The sequence below is a fragment of the Microbulbifer maximicatervae (SeqCode) genome (assembly GCF_052468155.1).
This window is the reverse complement of record NZ_CP174335.1, coordinates 4,805,562-4,828,820: the sequence shown is the minus strand read 5'-3', so window position 1 is coordinate 4,828,820 and position 23,259 is coordinate 4,805,562. Positions and strand designations below refer to the sequence as shown.

Genomic DNA, 23,259 nt, shown 5'->3' with positions numbered 1-23,259 from the left:
GGCTGATAGCTAAAAAACCGGCAGCCGAGAGGCCGCCGGTTTTTGTTTTTAAGCAGGGTTTTTAATTTCTACTTTTCTCGGCTGGGTCATATTCTCCGGCGCGAGGATATCGTTCAGTTCCTCCTCACTCAGTAACCCCTCATCAAGGATTAACTGCTTCACACTGGCACCGGTAATTAGTGCCTGCTTGGCGATGCGGGTGGCATTTTCATAGCCAATAAACGGGTTTACCGCAGTAATCAGGCCGATGCTGTTCTCAACCAGTTGCAGGCAGTGCTCTTCGTTGGCAGTGATGCCGCTCACACAACGATCCGCAAGCGTGGTCATGGCTTGGGTCATCAGGCGCATGGACTGTAGCAGGTTAAAGGCGATTACTGGCTCCATTACATTGAGCTGCAGCTGGCCGGATTCAGCAGCCAGGGTGATGGTGAGGTCGTTGCCGATCACCTGGTAGGCAACCTGGTTAACCACTTCGGGAATAACCGGGTTGACCTTGCCGGGCATAATGGATGAGCCGGGTTGCATCGGCGGCAGGTTAATTTCATTGAGGCCAGCGCGAGGGCCGCTGGAAATCAGGCGTAAATCGCTGCAAATTTTCGAGATCTTAACGGCGATGCGTTTCATGACGCCGGAGAACATCACGAAGGCGCCCATGTCGGAGGTGGCTTCCACCAGGTTTTCTGCGCAGATAAAATCGATGCCGGAAATTTCTGACAGCGCGTTAACAACCAGCTGGCGATATTCCGGGTCGGTATTAATGCCGGTGCCGATCGCGGTACCACCCATATTGATCTCTTTGAATAGGGCGACCAGTTCCTTAACTCTGTCGACATCTTCGCGCACAGTGGCGGCGAAGGCGGCAAACTCCTGGCCCAGGGTCATAGGTACCGCATCTTGGAGTTGGGTGCGCCCCATTTTAATTACTGAGGCAAACTCTTTGGCCTTCTTGTCGAACTCAACGCACAAGCTCTCCATGGACTGAACCAGGTCGCTGTAGCTGAGCAGAATGGCCAGGTTTATCGAGGTTGGATAAACATCATTGGTAGATTGCGACAGGTTTACATGGTTGTTGGGGTGTACTTTTTTGTACTCGGCTTTGTTGTGACCGAGTAATTCCAGTGCGCGGTTGGCAATCACCTCATTGGCATTCATATTGGTAGAAGTGCCGGCGCCGCCCTGAATCATATCTACCAAAAATTGATCGTGCAGTTTGCCATCGATAATCTCGTCACAGGCAGTGGCAATGGCATCTTGCAGTTTGGGCTCCAGGTAGCCGAGCTGTCCATTGGCGCTGGCTGCAGCTTTTTTTACCATCGCCAGTGCTTTTACCAGGTTGGGGAAGTGATTCAGGGTAATTCCGGTAATCTGGAAATTTTCCAAAGCGCGCAAAGTTTGAATGCCAAAATAGACATCGGCCGGTACTTCGCGCTCACCCAATAAGTCTTTCTCCAAGCGGGTTTCTGCACCTGCACTAAAAACCGGCATTGGTTTGAGTGTGTGGAAATCGTTGGTCATCAGTTTCTCTTCTCTTCATCGTATGGGCCTGTGTGGGGTGGGGTAATATCTCCACCTCCCGCAAGCCTCGTGTTGGGGTAATTAAGTAATTAATTGGGAAGTATTTTTAGAGTGGTGTCGCGAAGAAACTCTGCGGCCCCTCTGTAGAGGTTGCGCGAATATTCTCGCGGATGTTTTTGTTTATCTCTTCGGACTCAGGACCAAAAACACCACATAATTTCAGTGCATTTTTTATGCTGATGTTGTGACCGAGAGATTCGAGAACTACTTTTGTGCAGACGGGCTCACGCCTGTCACTGGCGGATGCTCCCAGCTTTAATCCGGATAGATAGCTGACTCGGCTTTTATAAGTAGGGTATAAAATAGTTTGTGCGATTTCATTGTGAGTCAGTGATTCATAGCCAACCAAAAAAATACGATCGGCAAGAAAGAGCAGCATGCCTTTATAGCGGGATTTATACCACTCATCCCTGTCCGGGTAGCGCATTCGTTCGAAGCGCTGAAAATAATACCCATCACCATCCGACTCAATATGCAACAGGCTGCGAATAATATGGTCGGAGAAGGTCATGGAGTAGTGGTACTCGAAATAGAAGCCTAAATATTTATCGGCCCGCCCCTGGGACTCCCGCATCAGAATATCAATATCGCGATTGTAGGGCCTGGCGGGGAGGCTGTCGGAGACGGGCGCGTTGCGTACGCGAACAATTTGGCTGAATTGCTCGTGGGGCATCACGATTTCATGGGGCTCTACGCCAAAAAAATGACATATCTTTCCCAGGGTATACTGGGAGGGTTGAGTGTTACCGTTGAGATATTTATTGAACTGGGCACGGTTCACCCCAATTCGCCGGCATACCTCGGCTATGGATGGGTAGAAGCTGCACAGAAGGCGGAGGTTTTGCGAAAAATCGTTGCTCATCGGTATTTTGCTTCTGGATAGAGGTTATCCCTTCAATCCCTGTTAATCACTCGATCCCTTTTTAAAGGCGAAGCCATATGGCCTCGCCAATAGTTTCAGTTTTTATCAGTTGGGGTGATTGCACTCACCGCACAACGGGCGCTGTAATAGGGTTTTAATTTCCGTATCGGAATGGCCCATTGCCAACAGGTGGTTGAGCTTTACAAAACAGGCTTCGCTGGTCATATCCAGACCACCTATAACACCGGCATCAAGCAGTGCGGAGCCCGCAGCGTATTTACCCAGATCCACCTGGTGCTCCAAACACTGGGACACTGCTACACAAATAGTGCCGAGCTTTGAAGCCTTCTCAAGCTGCTCAGTAAACGCACTGTCGTCAGTCGGCGCATTGCCGGTGCCGTATGTTTCAATAATCAGGCCCTTGGGGCGGCTCTTTAAAATTTTCTCAATCAGTGAGGGAGATATACCGGGAAATAGTTTCAGTAAAATCACTCCGCCATTGGCATTGGTGGGAACCTGAAACTGCGGTTCACCGGTGGGCACTAGCAGGGCGTTGTGGTCGATATTGACCTGGATACCCACTTCCCCGAGGCAGGGATAATTGGGGCTGCTAAAAGCATCCAGTGAGCCAGAGCTGACCTTTACTGCACGGTTGCCGCGTAGAAGTTTGCCGTTGAAGTAGAGGCAGACCTCCCTGATATCGTCGGACCCGCTTAATAATAGCGCCGCAATTAAGTTGTTATAGGCGTCGCTACGCATCTCCCGCAAGGGAATCTGGGAACCGGTGACGACCACGGGCTTTTCTATGCCTTGCAGGGCAAAGGACAGTGCTGAGGCGGTGTAGGCCATGGTGTCGGTGCCGTGCAACACCAAAAAGCCTGAGTACTGGCTATAGTTGTCGCGTATCAGGCTGGCAATGTGATACCAGTCCTTTGGTCGCATATTGGCGCTATCCAGCAGTGGGTCGAGTGCCTGGAAATCGTATTGTGGAAGCTGGCCGATAACATCTTGTAAGAGGCGGCCCAGAGCGCCTTCCAGGTCGGCGTCAGGCACATAGCCCGATTCGCTTCGGCGCATTCCCAGGGTTCCGCCTGTATAAAGGATTAGGGTTTTCTTCATTACTCGACCACTATCTGAGTCCGGATTCAGTACGCCCCTATTTTGTGCAAAGGCGCGGTGGATGCAATTTCGCAGGTTGCTGTTACCTGATGCTAGTAGATGCTTCTATAGCATCTACTGAGGACGCTGTTGGTTTCAAGAGGTGATTTTGGGTGACAGAAGTTTCGACTCTACTCTAGCTGGAAGCGGTGCCTTTATGGCGCAATTATATTGACTTTTTTACGTTCCGCTCGGTAAGGTTGATGATCTTTTGTCAATTTTATTTGCATTTATTGCGCGGCTTCCTGTGGTGGCACTTTCTATGTAATCGGGGGTAGATCCCGGTCTGGTTCGCTGCCCCTATAGTTGCGCGGAGGAACATTGTGAGCGCAACAGTGGAAGAGACTGCGGAGGCGGAGGCTCAGGTGGTTGTAAAAAAGGCACCCCGTGCCGTGCGGATCGGTATCTGTGGCTTGGGTACTGTCGGCAGTGGAACGGTGAATGTATTGGCGCGCAATGGGCGGGAAATTGCAGCCCGTTGCGGTCGCGCCCTGGTCATTGAGCAAATAGGTGCGCGCCGCGATAACGCACACTGTGATACCAGCCAGATAAACGTTACCCGGGAAATTTTCGATGTCGCCAATAATCCCAACGTGGATATTTTGGTGGAGCTTATCGGTGGTACTACGGTAGCCAAGGAGCTGGTGCGCACAGCGATTGAAAATGGCAAGCATGTTGTCACCGCCAACAAGGCGTTAATTGCTGAACACGGCAACGAGCTGTTTGAGCTGGCCGCAAAGCACAATGTCACTATTGCCTATGAGGCGGCAGTAGCTGGCGGTATTCCTATTATTAAATCCCTGCGCGAAGGATTGGTGGGCAATCAGGTGCAGTGGCTCGCCGGAATTATTAATGGCACCGGCAATTACATCCTCACTGAGATGCGGGAAAAAGGGCGGAGCTTTGATGAAGCTCTGGCCCAGGCCCAAGCTTTAGGATATGCGGAAGCGGACCCCACTTTTGATGTGGAAGGTATCGATGCTGCTCACAAGCTGGTGATTATGGCTTCCCTGGCATTTGCTATGCCCCTCGCTTTTGACAAGGTGTACACCGAAGGCATCAGCCGGATCTGTAGTGAAGATATTCGCTACGCCGATGAGCTGGGATACCGTATCAAGCATCTGGGGATTGCGCGTCGCACTGACAAGGGCGTGGAGTTGCGGGTGCACCCGACTTTAATCCCCCAGCGCCGCCTGATCGCCAATGTAAACGGCGTTATGAATGCGGTGCTGGTCAGCGGCGATGCTGTGGGACCAACCCTGTATTACGGCGCTGGTGCGGGCGATGAAGCCACGGCATCGGCAGTGATCGCCGATCTTGTTGATGTGGCCCGCACTCTTGAGGCCAAGCCGGAGCACAGAGTGCCGGCAGCGGGTGTCGCCCTTGCGGATCAAGGGGGAACCCAGGTTCTGCCGGAAGAAGATGTTATTACCAGTTATTACCTGCGTATCGCCGCCCACGACAAGCCTGGTGTTATGTCTCAGGTAGCCACCATTTGCAGTGATCAGGGCATTAGCATCGAGGCTCTGATCCAGCACGAACCGGTTGAAGGTGAAGCACTTGTCCCGGTGGTGATTTTGACCAGCCGGGCTGATGAAGCCAGCCTCCGCCAAGCGGTTGCACAAATAGAGGCGTTGGAAACGGTCGAAGGTGAAGTCGTCAGGATTCGTGTCGAGAGCCTCGGATAAACCCCGCGGGCGCCGAGTGACATAATCCCGGGCTCGGTGCCCCAATCAATAAACTCCCCAGCCAGCGATAAGAGCCAAGAAATACTGTGAAATTTGTCAGCACACGCGGCAGCGCGCCGTCTCTCTCCTTCGCCGATACTGTACTAACAGGCCTTGCCAGCGATGGAGGCCTCTATGTTCCCGAGACTTTGCCGAAGTTTTCTCGCGAGGAAATTGCCTCTATGGCGGGGCTCGATTACGAGCAGCTGGCCTTTCGCATTATCCAGCCGTTTGTGGGGGATGATCTCAGTGATGAAGAGCTGAGCGGTATTATCGGACGTTCCTACAAGCACTTCCGCCACAAGGCTATTGCCCCGCTGGTGCAGACGGACACCAATGAGTGGGTGCTCGAGTTGTTTCACGGGCCCACCCTGGCATTTAAAGATTTTGCCTTGCAGTTCCTCGGTCAACTTTTTGATCACCTGCTGAAAAAGCGCGGTGAAAGAGTGGTGGTAATGGGAGCAACTTCTGGTGATACCGGTTCGGCCGCGATCGAAGGTTGCCGCCATTGCGACAATATCGATATTTTTATTCTGCACCCCCATAACCGTGTGTCTGAAGTCCAGCGACGCCAGATGACCACAGTGCAGTCGGATAACGTATTTAATATCGCTCTCGAAGGTAATTTCGACGATTGCCAGAATATGGTGAAAGCGAGTTTTGCCGATCAATCATTCCTGCCCGATGGACGCCGCCTGGTAGCGGTTAACTCCATTAACTGGGCGCGGATTATGGCGCAGATCGTCTATTACTTTTATGCCGCCCTGCGCCTGGGGGCGCCGGATAAAACCGTTAACTTCTCCGTGCCCACCGGTAATTTTGGCGATATTTTTGCCGGTTATCTGGCGAGGCAGATGGGATTGCCTATCGACCAACTGGTAATTGCGACCAATGCCAACGATATTCTGCATCGTTGCATCAGCGGCAATGACCACACTCCCAAACCACTGGTGCACAGCTTGTCTCCCAGTATGGACATTATGGTGTCGAGCAATTTTGAGCGATTGCTGTTTGATCTCTACGGTCGCGATGGTGCGACGGTTGCTGAATTGCTCGCGGATCGCAGCCAGCCCATGCATTTGAGTGAATCGGCCCTGGGCAAAGCGAGGGAAGTTTTCTCCTCCAGCCGGGTGGATGACAAGCGCACGGTTGAAGTGATTGGCGAGACCTTCAGCTCCTGCGAATATCTGCTCGATCCGCATACAGCTATCGGGGTTGAAGCCGCACGACAGGTACGTCACTCCACCGAACAGCCCATGGTTTGCTTATCTACCGCACACCCGGCAAAATTCCCTGATGCCGTGGCCCAGGCCCTGCCAGAAAAAGAGATTCCCCTGCCGACTCATATGCAGGATCTCTGGCAGCGGGAGGAGCGCTTCAAGGTATTGCCCAATAACTTGTCCCAAGTACACGACTATATGGCGACGATGCTGTCAGAAGGCAGTTAATCGGCACGCTGTCGTGCAATAAGCGGCAACCGATTAGCTATTTGTTTGCTGAGAAATACATTGAGTACAAAAATTCAGCGGCGGCCAGTGGATTTGTCTACTGGCCGTTTTGCTTCTGAAACACCAAAAATATTGCAGCGTGTCCTGTTGGGGCGGGGAATTGTCAGCGAAGAAGCGCTGGATCACAGTCTCTCTCAATTACAGAGCCCGCAGAGTATGCGAGGGCTGGAGGCTGCCGTTGCCTTGCTGGTGGATGCTATCCACGGGCAAAAGAAAATCCTTATCGTGGGGGATTTCGATGCGGATGGAGCCACCAGCAGCACCTTGGGGGTGTTGGCCCTGGGTGCAATGGGCGCGCCGGGGGTGGAGTACCTGGTGCCGAACCGCTTTGACTTCGGCTACGGGCTGACTCCAGAAATTGTCGAGGTAGCCAAAGGTTATCAGCCCGATCTGCTGATCACCGTAGATAACGGTATCAGCAGTATCGAGGGCGTGGCAGCGGCAAAAGCTGCTGGTATGAAAGTGATTGTGACGGATCACCACCTGCCCGGCAGTGAGCTGCCGCAGGCGGATGCCATCGTAAACCCGAACCAGCCGGACTGTGACTTTCCCAGCAAGAACCTCGCTGGGGTGGGGGTGATCTTTTATCTGCTCAGCCGTTTGCGCACGGCCCTACAGCAGAGTGGGTGGTTTGAGCAGAGCGGTATTGCCCCGCCCAATATGGCCGAATACCTGGATTTGGTCGCCTTGGGTACTGTGGCCGACCTGGTCCCGCTGGATCACAACAACCGGATTCTGGTTCACCAGGGCATCGCCCGTATCCGCGCCGGCCGCTGCCGGCCCGGTATTGCCGCCCTGATGGAGGTTGCCGGGCGCGACCAGCGCAGGCTCTCTACCACAGATATTGGTTTTATTTTGGGGCCGCGAATTAATGCGGCTGGTCGTCTCGACGATATCGGCACCGGTATCCGCTGCCTGCTCACCCGCGATCCCAGTGAAGCGCGGGAGCTGGCCGGCGAGCTGGACGCCCTGAACCGGGATCGCAAAGCGATCGAGCAGGGGATGCAGCGGGAGGCAATGGCGGCCCTGGATGAGTTGCGCCTGGAGGGCGAAATTCCCTGGAGTTTGTGTCTGTACGATGCCAACTGGCATCAAGGTGTGGTGGGTATTTTGGCCAGCCGCATCAAAGAGAAATTCCACCGCCCGGTGATCGCATTTGCTGAGGGTGATAACGGCCTGGTGAAGGGCTCTGCGCGTTCGATTCCCGGGCTGCATATTCGCGATGCCCTGAGTGACGTAGCCGCCTCTCACCCGGACCTGATCAGCAAGTTCGGTGGCCACGCCATGGCGGCGGGGCTGAGCTTACCCCAGGAAAACCTGGAGGCTTTCCGCAAGGCTTTTGAGCAGGTGGTGCGCAACCGCCTGAATGAAAACCAGCTGCACGCGGTTATCGACTCTGACGGTGAGTTGGAATCTGGGGATTACACTTTGCACACGGCAGCCATGTTGCGCGCTTGTGCGCCCTGGGGACAGGCGTTTCCAGAGCCGGTATTCGACGGTGAATTCCTGTTGCTGCAACAGCGCATCGTCGGCGAGCGCCATTTAAAAATGGTGGTGGCGCCGCCCCAGGCGCCGCAACTGGCGCTGGATGCTATTGCTTTTAATGTGGACACCGAGCAGTGGCCGCAGCCCACGGAAAGAGTGCGCTTGGCTTTTAAGCTCGATGTTAATGAATTTCGCGGGCGGGAATCCCTGCAATTAATGGTGAGCCTGTTAGAAGCGGTATAGGGCGCACTTTGTATTTGGCTGTTGGGAAAAACACGGAGTTTTTTGCAACAGCTCCCAAGTTGTTTGGAAGTAAAAAGTAGTGAAACGTAAACAAGTCCAGGCCGAAGTCCTACTGTTATTAGCCGCTCTCTTCTGGGGCGTTGCCTTTGTGCCACAAAAGATTGCCATGGCGGATATTGAGCCGCTGGCATTTAACGCATGGCGTTTTATTCTCGGCGGTTTAATCCTGATCCCCATCGTTTACTGGTTGTCCTCCCGTCGCGATGCCCAGCCCGGTGAAGCCGAAGGGCAATCGGTGAATCACACCTGGCGGGCCTGCCTGCCCGGTGGCGCACTGTTGGGTTTTTGGCTGTTTCTAGGCGCGGCACTGCAACAGGTGAGCCTGCTGTATACCACTGCCGGCCGCGCTGGATTTATTACCGGTTTTTATTTACTGCTGGTGCCTGTAATCGGTTTGTCCCTGGGGCATAAAACCAATCGCTGGACCTGGATGGGAATTGGTCTCGCTTTGTTCGGTCTCTATTGGTTGGCGGACTTCAGTGAAGAATCCCAGCTGGTGGGCGACTTAATGGTATTTGCCAGTGCCTTTGTTTTTGCCATCCAGGTGTTGACGGCGGATCGATTGGTAAAACGCTACGACGCTTTGCGACTCGCCTGTATCCAGTTCCTGGTGTGTGGCCTTTTGTCCGCCGTAGCTTCGCTATTTACCGAAGAGGCGACACTGCAATCGGCGATCGATGCGGCTTGGCCTATCGCCTATATGATGATTTTCTCCACGGCACTGGCGTTTACTTTCCAGCTCTTGGCCCAACGCTACGCCGCGCCTTCTCACGCTACCGTAATTATGAGCCTGGAGGCAGTTTTTGCCCTGGCGGCGGGCTGGCTATTCCTCAATGAAATGCTCAATACCACGGAGTTAATTGGCTGTGGTTTGATGCTGGCGGGGATGCTGGTCAGCCATTACGGCAACCACAGCGGTACTCACCACTAGGAATATCAATGGAATTATCGACACTGGCACTCTTTGTTCCCGCAAGCTTCTTTGCCTCGGTCACACCGGGGCTCTGCATGATGCTATCGCTCAGTCTGGGAATTACCCTGGGCGTGCGCCAGACTCTGTGGATGATGGTGGGGGAGTTGATCGGTGTTGCGTCGGTGGCGATTACCTCTGCACTTGGTGCTGCGGTATTGATGGTTCAGTATCCGACTTTATTCCAGCTGTTCAAATACTGCGGGGCCGCCTATTTAGCCTGGATAGGCGTGCAGATGTGGCGCTCCCGGGGGCAGCTGGCTCTGATGGATCAGGGTGATACGGTCGATGCTAGCCGACCATCGCGAAGAGCGCTGGCGCTACAGGGTTTTGTCACTGCTGTGGCCAACCCCAAGGGCTGGGCGTTTTTTATTGCGTTATTACCGCCATTTATTAACGATGCCAAACCATTGGTACCGCAGCTCTCAGTCTTGTTAGCGATATTGCTATTTTTGGAGGCGTTGTGCCTGCTGATCTATGCCAGTGGTGGCCAGGCCCTGAGTCGACTACTGGAGCGGTCTGAAAATGTGCGTTTGGTTAATCGGATTTCTGGTACTTTGATGCTATCGGTGGGAGCCTGGTTGGCGTTATCCTGACACGGCTATTTATCGCTTTATGGAGGATGTTCTGTGCTGAAAAAACGGTTGTCTTTCCTGTGGGTATGGGCCCTGATTATCTCAGTGGAGGCTTGCGGCCAGTCGAGAGAGGAGAAAGCGATGGAGAACGAGGTTGAGAACACGCCCGGCGCGGCGGAACCCGAAGTTGCGCCCACGCCTCCCGCAGCCACTATGACCCCAGGGGAAATGGTGTGGATTTACCGCAGCAGCGGCAGCAAGCAGTGCGAAGGGGGTGGCATGACCCTTCAACAGAGCTTGGCCAAATTGCGTGACAGTGGGGTGATGGTACAGGAGTCCCGCTGTGGAGTCCGCACAGACCGGATGTATCCAGCCGTATGTGGCGCACCCACTGGAGATATCCTGATGCACCTGATCGGTATGGATGCCCTGGATGCCTCACTTGAGCTGGGGTATAACCCCGCTGAGAAAGTGCAGTATCAATTTGCCGCCTGCCGGGATAACAGCGCCTGAGCCGTGATCTGAAGGGGGCGCTGTGAATATATCCCAAGCCGCAGAGAGTTCGGGCCTCAGTGCCAAGGCCCTGCGCCATTACGAAAATATTGGTCTGGTGGTGCCCGGTCGCTCCGCTAATGGCTATCGGGATTACTCCACTGCCGATGTCGAAACCCTCTGCTTCGTGCGCCGCGCGCGGGCCTGTGGCTTTACCACTGAGGAGGTCCGGGCGCTATTGGGGTTGCGGGATAACCCGGAGCGCCACAGCCGCGAAACCAAAGACCTGGTCAATCACAAGCTCGGGCAGCTCGAAGAGCAGTTGCAGACCCTGCTGGGGATGCGCGCAACCTTGCGGGCCTTTGCCGATAGCTGCGCCGGCAATGAGTCCCCAGACTGCGCAATTCTGGAAAAGCTCTCGGGACAGACCGCCTAGTAGAGGATTTGCCGCCATATCAGCCCCTATCTGACTGGAAGGACCCCCGCGCGCTGCGGTAGAATGCGCGCCGCTTTTTATTTTGTCCGGACACCGAAAGTTCATGGAAATCAATCCCCTCATCAATCAATTAAAAGACCTCGAAGAGCGCACCGACGTTCTTAGGGGGTATCTTTGACTACGCCAGCAAGAAAGAACGCCTTACCGAAGTAGAGCTGGAGCTGGCTGAGCCGAGCGTTTGGGACGACCCCAACCGCGCACAGGAACTGGGGCGCGAGCGCTCCTCCCTGGAAACGGTGGTCAATACCATCGAAAATCTCGACTCCGGCATCGCCGATTGCCGCGAACTGCTGGAAATGGCCGTCGAGGAAAATGATGAGGACTCCGTAGGGGAGGTCTCCACTGAGATCGAAGGCCTCCAGCAGCAGCTGGGGATTTTGGAATTCCGCCGTATGTTCTCCGGCGAGAACGACGAGAACAATGCCTACCTGGATATCCAGGCCGGCTCCGGTGGTACCGAGGCCCAGGATTGGGCGGAAATGATCCTGCGCATGTACCTGCGCTGGGGTGAAGCCCACGGCTTCAAGACCACCCTGGAAGAGGTCTCCGCAGGGGAAGTTGCCGGTATCAAGAGTGCCACTGTGCATTTCGCCGGCGACCACGCCTTCGGCTGGCTGCGCACAGAAACCGGCGTACACCGCCTGGTGCGCAAATCGCCGTTTGATTCCGGCAACCGCCGTCACACTTCTTTCAGCTCGGTATTTGTGTCACCGGAGATCGATGACAATATCGAGATTGAAATCGACAAATCCCAGGTGCGTGAAGACACCTACCGCGCGTCCGGTGCCGGTGGTCAGCACGTGAACAAAACCGATTCTGCGGTGCGTTTGACCCACACAGAATCCGGTATCGTCGTACAGTGCCAGAGCGAGCGCTCCCAGCACCAGAACCGCGATAAAGCCTGGAAAATGCTGCGCGCAAAAATGTACGAGCAGGAAATGCTCAAGCGCAACGCAGAGAAGCAGGCCATGGAAGACAGCAAGGCCGACATCGGTTGGGGCAGTCAGATCCGCTCCTACGTGTTGGATGACCAGCGTATCAAGGACCTGCGCACCAATGTCCAGACCAGCAACTGCCAGGCAGTACTGGACGGAGACCTGGACCAATTTATCGAAGCCAGCCTTAAAGCCGGCCTCTGATTTAAAGTCTCCACTCTCACCGCGCCCCTCGTCGATGAGGGGCAATATCAATCACAAAACTGATAGATCACCATGACTGATATCCAGCAAGACGAAAACAAACTGATCGCCGAGCGCCGCACCAAGCTTTCCGCTCTGCGCGAGAAGGGCAATGCTTTCCCCAACAGTTTTCGCCGCGAGAACCTCGCTGCCGACCTGCAAGCTGAGTTCGGCGATAAACAGAAAGAGGAGCTGGAAGAACTGGGTAAACGGGCGTGCGTAGCAGGGCGAATCCTGGCTAAACGCGGACCCTTTATGGTGATCCAGGATGTGTCTGACCGCATCCAGCTATACGCCGATAAAGCGGCACAGAAAGATATTAAAGAGCGCTTCGGTGCCTGGGATATCGGTGATATTGTCGGTGTAAAAGGCACACTGCACAAATCCGGCAAGGGCGACCTCTACGTCAACTGTGAAGAGTACAGCCTGCTGACCAAAGCACTGCGCCCGCTGCCGGAAAAATTCCACGGCATCGCCGACCAGGAAATGCGTTATCGCCAGCGATACGTGGACCTGATCGCGACGCCGGAAGCCCGCGAAGTGTTCCGCGTGCGCTCCAAAGTGATCGAGTACATTCGCGACTTCCTCAACGGCCAGCAGTTTATGGAAGTGGAAACGCCCATGTTGCAGGTTATTCCCGGCGGTGCCAGCGCGCGTCCGTTCGTTACCCACCACAATGCGCTGGATATCGATATGTACCTGCGTATTGCCCCGGAGCTGTACCTGAAGCGTCTGGTCGTGGGTGGTTTTGAGCGGGTTTACGAGATCAACCGCAACTTCCGCAACGAGGGCCTATCCACGCGCCACAACCCTGAATTCACCATGCTTGAGTTCTACCAGGCGTACGCGGACTACAACGACCTGATGGACCTCACCGAGAAGATGCTGCGCGGTATCTGTGAAGATGTACTGGGCTCCACCACTGTGGAATACCAGGACAGCAGCTACGACTTCTCCAAGCCGTTCGCGCGTTTGTCTGTGTTCGACTCCATCCTGCACTACAACCCGGAACTGACTGCGGCCGATATCGACAATATCGAATCCGCCCGCGCGGTAGCTGAGAAGCTGGAAATCCCGCTGAAAGATAGCTGGGGCCTGGGTAAGGTACAGATCGAGATCTTCGAGAAGACTGTAGAGCACCGTCTCGACCAGCCGACCTTTATCACTGAGTACCCAACCGAAGTGTCTCCGTTGGCTCGCCGCAATGATGACAATCCGTTTGTCACCGACCGCTTTGAGTTCTTCGTTGGCGGCCGCGAGATTGCCAATGGTTTCTCCGAGTTGAACGACGCGGAAGATCAGGCCGAGCGCTTCAAAGCCCAGGTTGCGGAGAAAGATGCCGGTGACGACGAAGCCATGCACTACGACGCCGACTATATCCGCGCGCTGGAATACGGCCTGCCGCCCACCGCTGGTGAGGGCATCGGTATCGACCGTCTGGTAATGCTGTTTACCAACTCTCCGTCGATTCGCGACGTACTGCTGTTCCCGCATATGCGCCCTGAAGCGAACGACTAATCGCTTCTCACTGCCGGGTAGTTTTACCTACCCGGCAGTATTTCCTCTCCCTATGCCGCATATTTCCTCACTCTGAAACTTCCCTCAGCTCTATCTATCCTTATTCATTGGTGCTCTATCGAGCCTCGAATGATTTGGAGCGGTTACTGCTATGAAACAGGGACAGGCGAAAGCGAAAAGCGCAAGGCAAATATTGGCGCTAACGCTCTGTAGCTTTATCTCCTGTACCGCCGCTGCGCAAAGTTCGGAGCCTGCAACAGCTGCCAGCCTAACTTCCAAAGAGCCCGATGACTGGCGCTTCCTCGCCACTCCCTACCTTTTCCTCCCGCTTCGCACTAAAGGGACTTCTACTGTCGCTGACACCAGTGTCGATATTGATCTGGATTTAAGCAAAACCCTGGAGCTCCTCAACGCTGCATTTTCTGTACGTCTGGAAGCCTGGAAAGGGCGCTTTGGGGTAGTGGCGAATCTCTACTATGTGCATCTCAGATTGGATAAGGGGGCAACCATAACCCCGCCGCGAAACCCACAGCTAGATATCGATGTAGATATTGATGTAGAGGTGGATGCTCGCCAGGGCTGGATAAATGCCCTAGCCGGTTACCGGATTTTAGAAGGGAACCTGGCTAATAGTGGGCGAAAGTACTTTGTAGATGTGGGAGCGGGTTTGCGCTGGAACCGATTAAAGCAGGAAGTGAAAGCACGAGCGGGAATTAATATAGGCCCCAGGCCCGAGTTCAGGAATCGCCTCGGAGGCAAACAGAGTTGGTGGGAACCTACACTATCTGCGCGAGGTGCAATCGGAATTACTGAATGCCTAACCATTGCTGTACGCACTGAACTGGGAGGCTTTGGCGCTGGGGGTGATGACTTACAGTGGAATCTGTTAGCCGGAATCGACTGGCGTGCCAGGAAAACCACTTCACTGCGTTTTGGGTATCAGTATTACAGTATTGACTATTCCGATCGACTGTCTGATGGGCGTTTTGCTTATGATATTACTCAACATGGGCCGTATATAGCGGCGACTTGGCGGTGGTAGTTAAGCGAGTTCAGTTTTTGAAGAAACTAAGATCATTAGAGTCATAAGTTTAAAATCAAAGAGTTAGATATTTAATTGGTGCTTGTGATAGTGGCCATATAGAGCGCATTTTTTTATTTGGCTCTATGGTCCCACTTATGCTTGCCTCACTGGCTTCATAATAAAAAGTAAATGTGAGGAGCGAATTTACATTTTAAACCGTAGTAAAGATAATAGTGGTTTGGGCAGCTATTATATAAATGTTAGATTTGAAGAGCATATATGGAAATTCCACCTGTCCTAGATCTTAAGGATTACTCGGAACTAAATCATTTTGATAAAAAGCAACTCAAAGAGCTAATTGATGAATGTGAATTTATTATTGATGATCAGTATGATTAGCTTTCATCAGAGGACTATTCAAGTGTAGAGGGGCTTCTTGAGTACCTTCAGTATAAAGTCGGTGGAGAGGCTGCATTAAAAGCGATAAAGAAAAAGGCTGTCGAGGATGTTCACCAATGGGTGTATATTCATCCAAAAAATCTAACTCCAGAAGATGATAAAAGAGCTGTCGAAAGTGGGTTAATTGCAATTCGATTGGGGTGTGGATGGGTAGTTGATGCATATGAGGCTACTACAAATATACCAGGTCACGAAATTGAATGGGCAGCAATATCGTCCATGCCAAGCGTGATTTGTGAAGACTCGAAGGCATTTTCTCAGCTTAAATTAAATTTAGGTAGAGAGCTGACAGAGGAGGAGGTTATGAGAGTTGCAAGCCTTTCTGAAAGCTTGGTCAATAGTTATATGGCAAATGATGGAAAAATGAGGGAGTGGTGATCTAACAGAGTAGGCCATGATCCGCTGCTTCGTAGTTTTGATCTCCACTCCGGTTCGCAAGCGCTAACTAGTAAAAATATTCTCATGACATTAAATGATTTAACAGTAAATTTTTCTCATATTAACCAGGGAGACCTTCTATCCGATTGGGAATGGCTTATTGGTAAGGGTAAGTTACCTATAGTTATTACCGCTCTTGGCGATGCGTTTATTCAAAACGTAAAAACCAATGAAGTGGAGTTTTTGAGTACTACACTTTGCCAAGTCGAGTTCATCGCAAAAGATGGAGAAGAGTTTCTCTCAAAATTACAAGACTCTGAATTTGTTAGCGGTTTTATGGGGGCAAAATTTGTACGTAGCTTGATTGAATCAGGTAAGTCACTTTCTAAATATATGATTTACAGCATTAAGATACCTCTATTTCTTGGTGGTGAAATTGACATAGAAAATTTTGAGATAACTGATATCGAAGTCCACTTCTCAATATCAGGACAATTTCATAAAAAAGTTCAGGGTTTGCCAGAGGGCACTCCAATTGAAAGTGTTACCTTGGTCAAGCCAAAAAGGAAGTCTTGGTGGAAGTTTTAGGGCTAACAAGGTAGTACAATCGACTGCAAAGGTATCATCTAATTGAAATGGTATACGTAGATACAACGATGGATATATCTCAGTATTACGATGAAGCTAAGGAAATAGGAAAGCTAGTAGAGCCCCAGGCACCTTATGTTTTGGCTGTATTAGATTATACTCCTGAGGAGGATCATCCATCCTCGTGGGTACCCAAAGTTCAAAACGCTTTACTGAATTTCTATAAGGAATTTCCATCTTCAGATGAAGCAGAAAAAGCGCTTAACTTGTACATTCAGGGCGCCATAATGGAAGATAGAGCAGAGCATAACTTACTGGTTAAAATAGGAGCTTCCTGCTTGGTTTTAGGAGTGGCTATCGGATGGGTTATTTGGAGTTAACTTCCTATAACTGGCGCATGCTGTTTGCTGATGTTGCGGCTAGACAGTGTGCTCTATGCTCAAGTTTAAATGTCTAGGTAGAGAGTGGAAATAATTAAGTATCCTTTGACTAAAACTGTACTATTTACAATTTTATATACGATACTGAACATAGTTTCTATCAATGTTCAGTTTGTTCCTGGAATAATTACATGGGTTTTTTTGGGGAGTTGTTGGCCCATTGATAGCCATAGGGGCTGTATGGTTTTATCACTGCAAATCGATGGGTGGAGAAAAGTATTGGGTACAACTGTCCATCGGCACTACCCTGTATTATTTGGCGCTAGGTATAATATCGTTTAATTATATAGGCGGTTTATGGGCGTCGATGTAGCTTAATAGTTAATTAAGTAATGCAGCCATTAACATAGCATTATACATATTTTGTGAGGTTGCTGCGCTTATTGTTGTTAGTATTTACACAGTCCAGGCTGTGTCTGACTGCGATGTTAGTAGTGAACAAATTATCTAAGGTCTTCGAGAATATGGAAATTGATAAAAATGGTGCCCGAAAAAGAGCTGATGAAATTAAGCCCTATCGCTGTAAAAATCTGATAGCTGTTCTCGAGTGCCCAATGGATATGAAGAACATTGGAACAGTCATAAGAAACGTCAATGCGTTAGGCGTTGAAAAAACGTATATTGTTGATCCACGCAACCTATTGCCCAATGAATGGCAGGAAATGAGAGAAAGAAAGTCACTCTCAAAACCATCTGTCTCTGCGATCAAATGGAGCTTCGTAAAGCGTTTTGATAGTACCGAGGAATGCCTGGATCATTTGGCAAAAAATAGATTTATCTCGATTGTCACCTCTCCCCATGTAAAAGGAAAAGACAACTTTATATTGCATGAGGCTGATTACACTCAGCCAAAACTGGCTGTTTGGTTTGGTAACGAATCTAGAGGTATAAGTGATCTTGCAGTCGAAAATAGCGCTTTCTGCGTATCCATTCCAATGTTTGGAATGATTGAAAGCCTGAACCTCGGAACAACTTCTGGAATTGTATTATATGAAGTTACTAAGCAGCGCCGCGAGTACCAGGAAAAGTACAAGAGAGCAAACCGTAGCGACTAATAGAATGATGGAGTTGATGTCCTATTTTTGTGTTTTTTACACTGTGGCTGCATTCTTTTCCTCAAATGGATTAAGAAACTTTCCTTATTGAATAGGCACCTACCTTTCGGTCGCAATTACTCTTGGGTAACTCATAAAGCAAGCAAAAATTATTTCGTCCTTAAAAGCACCCCAAAACGATAAGGTCAAAGTTACTTTAATATGAGCAGAATAGAGTTTAAGGAACTAACCCAAGCGAATCGAGGTGAGCTGTTAGCTGTACTCAATGAGGATTCACTTAGGGAGCACTTAATTAAACATGAATATTTTGATGACCAAAGCCTTAATGGGTGGATCAAGTTTAAGTTAGAAGTAGACTCCCTGCCTGGGTGCCGTGTTCGACTAATTTACATCGGTGGAGTATTAGCTGGGTGGTGTGGTATTCAACCTGACGATAGCGGCTTTGAGATGGCTGTTGTCATATCTCAACAGTTTTGGGGTTTTGGACTCTCAGTATTCAAAATAATGATCGGTTGGGCTAAGGAGTTGGGGCATAAAGAAATAGTGTGTCATTTGCTTGACAGTAGGCCAGAATACAGAGCTTTGAAAAGAATATCCAAAACAGTACATAAAACCGAGCTGTTGGGTCGATGTTTTACGACATACTGTATCGAACTCGATAAATATGCATAGAATAAACTATAACTGGTCGGTGTATCGTTTCTTTCTTGTTATATGAAAAAAATAAACTATGGCTTGGATTTTGGTTTCAGATATTTTTGGTCGTACAAAAGCGTTAGAGCGATTTGCAGCTGATCTTCCTGGTAGTGTAGAGATAGTTGATCCGTATAATTCAGAATTGATGAATTTCGATTGTGAAGTTGAGGCGTATTCACACTTTACATCAAAGGTTGGACTCGATAAATACGTTGAAAAATTATCAGAGAGAATCAGCGCATCATTTGGTCATGTGAGTTTAGTAGGTTTTAGTATTGGTGCATCGGCCATATGGAGGTTATCTGATCATCAAGCTTTGAGTAATGTTTCAGGGGCAATTTTATTTTATAGTTCACAAATTCGCCATTACGTCAAAATTGATCCTATATTTCCTACGCGCTTGATATTCCCGGTGATGGAGTCTCATTTTTCTGTATTAGAGGTCATACAGACGTTGAAGCAGAAAGAGCAAGTGGAGGTTCATCATTCCACTTACCTTCATGGTTTTATGAATCCCCATTCCAGAAATTACAATGCGGAAGGCTATGTTAAATATAGACAGGTGGTGTGTGGTACAGCACTTAACAATTCTATCTGTACAGATTTCAACTTGATGCATTGATCTGGGTGGTTAGCGTGATAAAAATAATCTAGATTCTAGTAAGAGGTTTTTATCATCTTGTTCGTGCTTGTCAAAAAGAGTATGCTCCTTGTTGTTCATTTCTGAGTCTAGAGTTCGAGCGCATTGAGTTAATCGAGAGGTTTGAGCTAAATCATAAAAGCCTATGATACCCCTGGTTTATTCTCTACGGTCAAAAGGTATTTGCGTGAGATATTTCTTATTGGTTAATTACATTAATTGTTATTTTGGCTGTTGAGGAGGTCGTGTTTAAAGTCTCTGGTGCAGCATCACAATCATTGGAGGGGATGAAAGAATGAATTTTCTAAACTAAACGAAAAAACGCTCTAAATGGTACTGTTTTCTGGCTTTGCCTATAAGCTTAGCAGTTTGGTTTTCTGCTTTTTGGCTAAGTCTTGGTGGCTGTCCAATCTCTCGATTTGTTTGTTTTTTTGATAAATGTAGTGTCAACTCTAAAGGAAAGTTATGAGAGTCTTTATAGTATTTCTTGCTTTGATCTGGTGTTCGAGTGTTTTTGCGAAAGATGAGCACAAATATAGCTTTGTTAATATTAATGGAAATAATATCGCATACCTGTGTAAAGGGTCAGGTGACCAAGTAATCTTGATGGTCTCCGGTATGGGGTTAGATGCTCATAGTACCTACAAGAATACATACCATAATTTTGAGTCAAAGAATTCTATGTTGTGCATGTACGACAGACCCGGGACAGGTAAAAGCAAGCATTCTGAGTTGAAACTGCGAACTATGGATGAGCTATCGGATGAGTTAGGGGAGTTTATAGAGAAGAAGCAGTGGAGTTCTGTAGTAATAGTCGCGCACTCTTTTGGTGGGCAGATAGCAAGAGCCATTGCACATAAAAAACCCGAAGTTGTCTCAGGCCTGTTGTTAGTAGATACATCCCATGAATCCTGGCTAGAAAATTTGAAATCATCTCTCTCCCCTGAAGGGTGGAGTATTATGGAGAGGATTATAGCGTGGGAAAAGCAGCATCACTCCTATGAAGATTTCGAAGAATCAGCACGAAATCATAAAAGATATCAGCTAGTAAATAACATTCCCATTACTGTTATGAGTCGGGGAATGCGGCACAACCAAATTAGGCAAACAGGAATGAGTTATGCTGATGTTGATGCATATAATGACACCTGGAATCAATCACAAGCGGCTTTATTGGAAATAAATGAAGATGTAAAGCATGTGGTTATGGAGTATTCGAGTCATTTATTTGACGAAACAGACCCTTGGATTGTACTTAAAGAGATTGAATTACTGGAGAGCAAGGTCCTGAAATAATTCTCATAAAATAACCATGAGCCTATTTATTAGTGGTCTACGAGATTTCTCTCGAGCTAACCTTGGCTGAATTGGTTCAGGTCACATCTGACACATTCTCTTGAAAAAGAGGGCTTTCCGGTTTTGATGAAGGTGCCTAAACCTAAAAGAAAAACCAAGGTTAAATTCCATGATTCATACTAATGACCGCATCATCAAACATAAGACCGGATTACTAAATTTGGCAGAAGAATTTAGCAATATATCCAAAGCTTGTAAGATGCTGAGTATATCGAGAGACACCTTCTATCGGTACATGGAAGCCGTTTTTGGTGGCAGCGTGGAAGCTCTTTTTGAGAAGAACCGGCGTGTACTCAATCACAAAAATCGTGTTGATATAGTTATTGAATAGGCAGTTATAACCTATGCCCTCCAGGAGCCTGCCCTTGGGCAGGTTTGAGTTTCCAATGAACTGCGTAAACGCGGTGTGCTTGTGACCCCTAGTGGTGTTCGGGGTATCTGGTTACGGCATGACCTGGCTAACTTCAAATTGCGATTAAAGGCACTTGAGGCCAACGTAGCTGCAGAGGGGCTGATCCTCATATAGTTACAGGTTCAGGCTTTGGAGAGAAAACGGCATGGTGATGAAGTTTGTGGTGAAATTGATACTCAACACCCAGGTTATCTGGGCTCGCAGGATACCTTCTATGTAGGAGCATTTAAGGGCGTTGGACGTGTTTATCAGCAAACCTATGTCGATACATATGCAAAGGTAGCTCATTGCAAGTTGCATACTACCAAAACACCAATCACCGGGGCGGGCCTTCTGAATGATCGTGTGCTGCCGTTTTACGCCATGCATGATCTACCGGTGCTGCGTATCCTAACTGATCGTGGTACTGAATATTGTGGCAAGTTGGAACAGCATGACTACCAGCTATATCTAAGTGTGAACGAAATAGAACACGCCAAGACAAAAGCCAGGCATCCGAAAATCAACGGCATCTGTGAGCGCTTCCATAAAACGATTCTACAAGAGTTTTACCAGCCTTCATTACGCTGCAAGATCTATGGATCAATAGAAGAGTTACAAAGGGATCTGGACGAATGGCTCGTATGTTACAATAGTGAGGGTACCCATCAGGGTAAAAAGTGTTGTGGCCGCACACCGATGGTAACACTTGAGGATAGAAAAAGCGTCTGGAAGGAAAAATTTGTAAACTGAATTTGACCTGACAGAACACCTTCTGAAAAATCGCTAACTGTCAGATCAAGTCTGAATTACTACACATTAATTTTGTGGGATGACTCTACCTATTAGTATGGAATTCCCTTCTAATTCGGCTGGGCTTTATCTTTCGTTGGGTACATTAGTAGCTAATTTAACTGGCATAGTCGCTAATAAATATAATTATCCACAATCCACCAAAAATAGAAATTACTTTTCGATCCTGTGCTTTTGGCTAGCTCTTTCATTTCACTAAGGCTATGTCTATCGAAATAGCTCTGATCCAAAATTACCCCTAGGGGCCTGGTGAGTGTGTTCAAGTTTTCTCGTGGATCATCTTCGAGCAACAATAGTTCAGCATTAAAGCCTGTGGAAACGGAGCCCACCTTATCGCTAATACCCAGTGCTTTTGCTGGGTGATGGGTTGCTGCTCGCAATACATCTTGAACAGGAATCCCCACCTCCACTAATCGTTGCATTTCTTGAATAGTGCCCAAGCCGTTGGGCGTATAGAAGGTTCCGCCGTCAGACGCTATCAGTATCTCAATATCGGCTTGGTTTAGCTGCTTGGCCATATCCCCGAAAATGTTGGATTTACCCTGCCAATCCTGTTGTGCTTTAGCATTATGTATCCCATTAACATTCTGCTCACCCATTGCTTTTATCGCGGGGTGATTGAGATCGAGATCATCAGCTATGCTGTGCCAGTAGTCTGGCCCATGCTGCGCGACCTGTGCTACGTTGTCATATACGATTAATGTAGGGCTAACTGGTACGTTGCTATCTAGTAGTTGCTGCACAATTTCATCGAAACTCTCCTGCTGATAATCGTAGTTCAAATGTGCCTGAAAGATCATTTTCACATGCTCTAATGACTGCGGTTTAGCCGATAAGTATTCATTGAGAGTAATACCAAAAGGCGGGTGGCCAGCTAAAGGCATGCCGAGCTTTTGCGCCTCATCAGCTATAGCGAAGAAAACCTCACGGGATAAACCGTCATAAACTTTAACTTGCTGGTACCCCTGTTGATATTGCTGGCGAACCAGCTGGCGAGCCTCTTCTTTACTACCAATAAACTTGTGGTGTCGGCCACTGGCATAGTGGGAATGTTGATTAACAGGTGCACCGGATAACACCATATGAGGCCCGACTATATCGCCAGTATCGACCCATTTTTTAAGAATACGCTGAGGGGAATTGCCAGCCATAACTCTTGTGCGAGTGACTCCGTGCGCTAATATAGCTAATAGATCGGACCGCCCCCATACATGGCTGTGCATATCGATTAAGCCTGGCATCACATATTTACCCAGGCCATTAATCCTCAGCTCGCCTTCAATCTCAGGTATTACATCGCTAGTTATTTGGGTAATTCTTCCATCTTGAATGACGAGGTTTTGGTTACTTGCGGCTGTATTATGCTGGGTGTCGATGACTGTGATATCGGTAACTACAATGCGAGCATTCTGTTCAGCTAACCCGTAGGAAGAGGGAGGGATGTACCATGCACATCCCCAAGATCCGAGCGCAGCAACGCTAATGAACACTAAAATAGCTACCGCTGCTTTCCATGAACGAGCAAAATAGGAAGAAAACCTCATAATGACCTCTTGTGTATCAAAGAGGCCA

The 23,259-nt window shown here is 49.4% G+C and carries 21 protein-coding genes and 1 pseudogene; 18 read left to right on the top strand and 4 right to left on the bottom strand.

What is annotated here, in order from left to right:
* Window positions 1-48: 48 nt before the first annotated feature.
* The 3 genes from aspA to ACJJIY_RS20755 form a co-directional block, all read right to left on the bottom strand.
* A complete protein-coding gene (gene aspA / locus ACJJIY_RS20765) occupies window positions 49-1,515 on the bottom strand; it encodes an aspartate ammonia-lyase (protein WP_444914360.1) in 1,467 nt (488 codons plus the stop codon).
* Between the two features lie 106 nt (window positions 1,516-1,621).
* A complete protein-coding gene (locus tag ACJJIY_RS20760; RefSeq protein WP_444941118.1) occupies window positions 1,622-2,437 on the bottom strand; it encodes a helix-turn-helix domain-containing protein in 816 nt (271 codons plus the stop codon).
* 105 nt (window positions 2,438-2,542) lie between these two features.
* On the bottom strand, window positions 2,543-3,556 hold the full coding sequence (locus ACJJIY_RS20755) for an asparaginase (RefSeq protein ID WP_445358742.1): 1,014 nt from the start codon (window positions 3,554-3,556) through the stop codon (window positions 2,543-2,545).
* 404 nt (window positions 3,557-3,960) lie between these two features.
* Here ACJJIY_RS20755 and ACJJIY_RS20750 point away from each other — a divergent pair, with 404 nt between their 5' ends.
* The 18 genes and pseudogenes from ACJJIY_RS20750 (at window position 3,961) to ACJJIY_RS20665 (ending at window position 21,627) form a co-directional block, all read left to right on the top strand.
* Window positions 3,961-5,283: a homoserine dehydrogenase gene (locus tag ACJJIY_RS20750; RefSeq protein ID WP_444928233.1), complete on the top strand. Its 1,323-nt coding sequence runs from the start codon at window positions 3,961-3,963 to the stop codon at window positions 5,281-5,283.
* Between the two features lie 86 nt (window positions 5,284-5,369).
* Complete coding sequence (thrC, locus tag ACJJIY_RS20745) at window positions 5,370-6,770, top strand: threonine synthase (RefSeq protein WP_445358741.1); 1,401 nt, start codon at window positions 5,370-5,372, stop codon at window positions 6,768-6,770.
* A 60-nt stretch (window positions 6,771-6,830) separates the two neighbouring features.
* Window positions 6,831-8,558, top strand: a complete 1,728-nt coding sequence (recJ, locus tag ACJJIY_RS20740) for a single-stranded-DNA-specific exonuclease RecJ (protein WP_445358740.1) — start codon at window positions 6,831-6,833, stop codon at window positions 8,556-8,558.
* A 79-nt stretch (window positions 8,559-8,637) separates the two neighbouring features.
* Window positions 8,638-9,549 (top strand): DMT family transporter, encoded by a 912-nt coding sequence (locus tag ACJJIY_RS20735; protein ID WP_444893194.1) that lies wholly within the window; start codon window positions 8,638-8,640, stop codon window positions 9,547-9,549.
* 8 nt (window positions 9,550-9,557) lie between these two features.
* Complete coding sequence (locus ACJJIY_RS20730; protein WP_445358739.1) at window positions 9,558-10,184, top strand: LysE family translocator; 627 nt, start codon at window positions 9,558-9,560, stop codon at window positions 10,182-10,184.
* Between the two features lie 33 nt (window positions 10,185-10,217).
* Window positions 10,218-10,676, top strand: coding sequence for a hypothetical protein (locus ACJJIY_RS20725; protein ID WP_445358738.1), 459 nt, complete (start codon window positions 10,218-10,220; stop codon window positions 10,674-10,676).
* Window positions 10,677-10,698: 22 nt separating this feature from the next.
* The gene (locus tag ACJJIY_RS20720; protein WP_445358737.1) at window positions 10,699-11,091 is read left to right on the top strand and encodes a MerR family transcriptional regulator; all 393 of its coding nucleotides are present in this window, start codon (window positions 10,699-10,701) and stop codon (window positions 11,089-11,091) included.
* 103 nt (window positions 11,092-11,194) lie between these two features.
* Window positions 11,195-12,290, top strand: a protein-coding gene (gene prfB / locus ACJJIY_RS20715; RefSeq protein WP_444893198.1) for a peptide chain release factor 2 whose coding sequence is annotated in 2 segments (ribosomal slippage) — window positions 11,195-11,266 and window positions 11,268-12,290 — 1,095 coding nt in all. Because the reading frame shifts where the segments join, the coding sequence is not laid out codon by codon here.
* Between the two features lie 72 nt (window positions 12,291-12,362).
* Window positions 12,363-13,847, top strand: coding sequence for a lysine--tRNA ligase (gene lysS, locus ACJJIY_RS20710; protein ID WP_444886817.1), 1,485 nt, complete (start codon window positions 12,363-12,365; stop codon window positions 13,845-13,847).
* 151 nt (window positions 13,848-13,998) lie between these two features.
* The gene (locus ACJJIY_RS20705; protein ID WP_445358736.1) at window positions 13,999-14,889 is read left to right on the top strand and encodes a hypothetical protein; all 891 of its coding nucleotides are present in this window, start codon (window positions 13,999-14,001) and stop codon (window positions 14,887-14,889) included.
* A 501-nt stretch (window positions 14,890-15,390) separates the two neighbouring features.
* Window positions 15,391-15,708 (top strand): hypothetical protein, encoded by a 318-nt coding sequence (locus ACJJIY_RS20700; RefSeq protein WP_444896555.1) that lies wholly within the window; start codon window positions 15,391-15,393, stop codon window positions 15,706-15,708.
* Between the two features lie 84 nt (window positions 15,709-15,792).
* Window positions 15,793-16,296, top strand: coding sequence for a T6SS immunity protein Tdi1 domain-containing protein (locus ACJJIY_RS20695; RefSeq protein ID WP_444896556.1), 504 nt, complete (start codon window positions 15,793-15,795; stop codon window positions 16,294-16,296).
* A gap of 68 nt (window positions 16,297-16,364) precedes the next feature.
* Window positions 16,365-16,676: a hypothetical protein gene (locus ACJJIY_RS20690; RefSeq protein ID WP_444896557.1), complete on the top strand. Its 312-nt coding sequence runs from the start codon at window positions 16,365-16,367 to the stop codon at window positions 16,674-16,676.
* A gap of 524 nt (window positions 16,677-17,200) precedes the next feature.
* Entirely contained in the window at window positions 17,201-17,791 is a 591-nt protein-coding gene (locus tag ACJJIY_RS20685) for a TrmH family RNA methyltransferase (RefSeq protein WP_444896558.1), read from the top strand.
* Between the two features lie 201 nt (window positions 17,792-17,992).
* Entirely contained in the window at window positions 17,993-18,463 is a 471-nt protein-coding gene (locus tag ACJJIY_RS20680) for an N-acetyltransferase (protein WP_444896559.1), read from the top strand.
* Between the two features lie 58 nt (window positions 18,464-18,521).
* A complete protein-coding gene (locus ACJJIY_RS20675) occupies window positions 18,522-19,109 on the top strand; it encodes a dienelactone hydrolase family protein (protein ID WP_444896560.1) in 588 nt (195 codons plus the stop codon).
* A 483-nt stretch (window positions 19,110-19,592) separates the two neighbouring features.
* Window positions 19,593-20,423 (top strand): alpha/beta fold hydrolase, encoded by an 831-nt coding sequence (locus ACJJIY_RS20670; RefSeq protein WP_444896561.1) that lies wholly within the window; start codon window positions 19,593-19,595, stop codon window positions 20,421-20,423.
* Window positions 20,424-20,592: 169 nt separating this feature from the next.
* Window positions 20,593-21,627: pseudogene (locus ACJJIY_RS20665) on the top strand (IS481 family transposase).
* Between the two features lie 173 nt (window positions 21,628-21,800).
* On the opposite strand, the gene ACJJIY_RS20660 reads toward ACJJIY_RS20665, so the two are convergent.
* On the bottom strand, window positions 21,801-23,231 hold the full coding sequence (locus tag ACJJIY_RS20660) for an amidohydrolase family protein (RefSeq protein ID WP_445358735.1): 1,431 nt from the start codon (window positions 23,229-23,231) through the stop codon (window positions 21,801-21,803).
* Window positions 23,232-23,259 lie beyond the last annotated feature (28 nt).